The organism is Brevundimonas sp. (genome assembly GCF_036405315.1).
Taxonomy (GTDB): domain Bacteria; phylum Pseudomonadota; class Alphaproteobacteria; order Caulobacterales; family Caulobacteraceae; genus Brevundimonas.
Genome location: NZ_DASWXW010000095.1, coordinates 1 through 3,208 on the forward strand (window position 1 = coordinate 1; position 3,208 = coordinate 3,208).

At 67.7% G+C, this 3,208-nt stretch carries 3 protein-coding genes and 1 pseudogene; 3 read left to right on the top strand and 1 reads right to left on the bottom strand.

All coding sequences use genetic code 11. The features are described 5' to 3' along the window. The 3 genes from VGE49_RS05865 to VGE49_RS05875 form a co-directional block, all read left to right on the top strand. On the top strand, window positions 1-1,167 hold a 1,167-nt coding region (locus VGE49_RS05865; protein ID WP_331033628.1), incomplete at its 5' end, for a PQQ-dependent sugar dehydrogenase. 57 nt (window positions 1,168-1,224) lie between these two features. Next, entirely contained in the window at window positions 1,225-1,956 is a 732-nt protein-coding gene (locus VGE49_RS05870; protein WP_331033629.1) for a cytochrome c oxidase assembly protein, read from the top strand. Then, the gene (locus tag VGE49_RS05875) at window positions 1,953-2,687 is read left to right on the top strand and encodes a cytochrome b (RefSeq protein ID WP_331033630.1); all 735 of its coding nucleotides are present in this window, start codon (window positions 1,953-1,955) and stop codon (window positions 2,685-2,687) included. The genes VGE49_RS05870 and VGE49_RS05875 overlap by 4 nt, the downstream gene beginning before the upstream one ends. Here VGE49_RS05875 and VGE49_RS14220 read toward each other — a convergent pair. Further along, window positions 2,683-3,144: pseudogene (locus tag VGE49_RS14220) on the bottom strand (c-type cytochrome); the annotation flags it as partial. The gene VGE49_RS05875 and the pseudogene VGE49_RS14220 overlap by 5 nt on opposite strands. Window positions 3,145-3,208 lie beyond the last annotated feature (64 nt).

Sequence of the window (3,208 nt, forward strand, 5' to 3'; positions counted from 1 at the left end):
CCGGCCATGAAGATCAGTCCGCCCGCCGGCTGGAACGGCGAGGCGCCCACCGTGCCCCAGGGCTTTACCGTCAGCGCCTTCGCGACCGGCCTGAAGATTCCACGCCAGATGCTGGTCCTGCCCAACGGCGATGTGCTGATCGCCGAAGGGCGGGGCGGTCATGCCCCGCGCCTGCGTCCCAAGGACGTGATCGCCGGTTTCATCAAGAAGCAGGGCAACACCAAGATCAAAGGGGGCGACCGCATCACCCTGCTGCGCGACGCCGATAACGACGGCGTCCCCGAACTGCGCGCCGTGCTGGTCGATAGTCTGGATGCGCCATATGGTCTGGCCTATGTGGAGGGCTACCTTTACGTCGCCGAACAAGGTGCGCTGACCCGTTTCACCTTCCAGCCGGGGCAGACCGGTATCGCGACGCGGGGGGAGCGGGTCACAGCACTGCCCTCCCGCATAAACCACCACTGGACCAAGTCCCTGACTATCAGCGCGGACGGGACCAAGCTCTATGTCGGCATCGGCTCCAACTCCACTATCGGCGAACGGGGACTGGCGGTGGAGGAGGAGAGGGCCGTGGTCTGGGAAATCGACCGCGCCACCGGCGCGCGTCGCACGATCGCCACCGGTATTCGCAACCCGACCGCCCTGGCGATCGAGCCGACCACCGGCCTCCTGTGGTCGGTGGTTAATGAGCGTGACGAACTGGGCCCGCAACTGGTGCCCGACTATCTGACCCAGGTGCGCGACGGCGCCTTCTATGGCTGGCCCTACAGCTATTGGGGCCAGAACGTCGATCCGCGCGTGAGACCGCAGAAGCCGGACATGGTCGCCAGGGCCGTCAAACCCGACTACGCCCTGGGCTCGCACGTCGCGGCGCTCGGTCTCGATTTCGCGCGCAGCGGCGGCTTTGGCGGCCCGTACGCCGACGGCGCCTTCATCGGCATGCACGGCAGTTGGAACCGTGAGGATCCGTCCGGCTACAAGGTGGCCTGGGTGCCGTTCAGCGGCGGGCGTCCCGTGGGACAGCCCCTCGATTTCGCCACGGGTTTCCTCAAGGACGGCGAGGCCCGTGGCCGTCCCGTCGGCGTGGCCTTTGATCCTGCGAAAAGGATTCTTCTGGTCGCCGACGACCTGTCCAACACGGTCTGGCGGATCGCCCCATCGCGCTGAGGCGTCGTGGTCGCGAAGCATGATTGAACCGTCGCCGTTCCGGGTCGTTAGCCGACTATGACGATGACGCTCTGGACGCCCTATTGCGGACCCGCGCCCGATCCCGTGGATGTGCTGGGACGCTGGAACGGCGATCCGGTGCTTCTGGCGGCGCTGGGCCTTTTCATCGCGGCCGGTGGGTTCCGAACGATGAGGCGGCGCCCCGGATCGCCCTTCTTGCTGGGCGCGGCGGGGGTGCTGGTTCTCGTCTTCATCTCGCCGCTGTGCGCGTTGAGTTCAGCCCTGTTTACGGCCCGTACGCTGCATCATCTGTTGCTCCTGCTCGCTGCGGCGCCTTTGCTGGCTCTGGGGCCGCCCAGGCTCAGGGCGCCGCGACTGGCCTTGGCGACGGCTGTCCAGGCCGTCGTCTTCTGGGCCTGGCACGCGCCTGATCTCTATGCTGCGGCCCTGTCGAACGACCTGGTCTATTGGGTCATGCAGCTGACCATCCTGGGCAGCGCCGTCCGGTTCTGGGCGGCTGTGCGCGCGTCGAACGCCGCAGCGGCGGTGGCGGGCCTGCTGGCGGCCATGCTGTTGATGGGCTTGCTGGGGGCGTTGATCGTATTTGCGGGTCAGCCGCTCTATTCGCCTCACTTCGCCACGACCCTGGCCTGGGGCATGACCCCGCTGGAGGATCAGCAGGCGGCGGGCCTGATCATGTGGGCGCCCGCGGCGGCGGCCTATCTCCTGGTCGCGCTCTGGCGGATCAGCGACCTGTTCAGGAGCGGGGAGGCGGCGCGTACGGCATGATCGACCGGCTGATCGCAAAGGCGCTGGAATGGGCGGCGGGCCATCACGACGAAGGCCGCTATTCCCCGGTCGCCATCGTCTTTCACTGGACCATGGCGGGCCTGGTCTTGTTCCAGCTCGGTTGGGGCTGGTGGATGGGGCGGCTGCCGGTCGGCGGGGCCAAGGCGGCGGCCTATGACGTGCATTTCGCCATCGGCCTGCTGATGCTGCTGCTGGTCATCGGGCGGCTGTCCTGGCGGCTGGCGGCGCCCAATCTGATCAATGACGCGGACAAGCCGGGCTGGGAGAGCCTGGCGGCGCACATCACCCACTATGTCTTTTACATCTGTCTGTTCGGCCTGCCGCTGTCGGGATGGGCGATGATCTCGGCCACCGCGCTAGACACCCAGCTGGCTGCGGCGGGTTTGATCCCCTGGCCCTTGCTGCCGATGCAGGATGTCTCCAACACCCAGCTATGGGCGATCGAGGCCGGCGCCGAATGGGTGCACTGGGCCATGGTCGCGGCCCTGCTGCTGATGATCCCGATCCATGCGGGGGCTGCGCTCAAGCACCATCTGATCGATCGGGACGACGTGTTTCACGCGATGCTGCCGGTCGCGCCGCAGCTGCGGCCGAAACGGACGCGCTGGCAGAGGCGCTGGCGGGCGTTGGAGAAACGGGTTGGTCGGACAGCCACTGGGCTATGGCGAGTGCTTCTGCGTCCGTCAGCCTCTGGACGGCGGCAGCCATGACGCCGCGTGGATCGTTGCGGCGCTTGCCGGATTTCCAGCGGTCGATCTGCTCCAGCGTATAAGCGACAGGCTGGCCGGCCACGATCGGCTGGCCTTCACCCGCGCCCTGTCCATTGGGGCCGTGACAGGATGAGCAGGCCGTGACGCCGCGAGAGACATCGCCCTTCCGCCAGACCGGGGGCGGCGTAGCGGAGGAAAGAGCTGCGCTCGTTGACGTCGATGACGGCAAGCCGGCGTAGAAGGCCGCGACGGCGCGACGGCTGTCGGGATCTAGCCCCCTGGCGACGCGGCTCATCACGTCGTCCGGCCGCAGGCCGCTGGCGTAGTCCTCCATCTGTTTTTGCAGATAGCCGGCGTCCAGCCCGGCCAGGCGCGGCGTCGAGACGCCGTCGCCCTGACCCTGAAGTCCATGACAGGTGAAGCAGGCGTTCGCCGCTCCGCCCGCGCCGCCGCTCATGGCGATGATCTTTCCCGAAGACGAGAAGGCGCGGTCGGTCTCGCCGGGCGCGGCGTCGCACGCG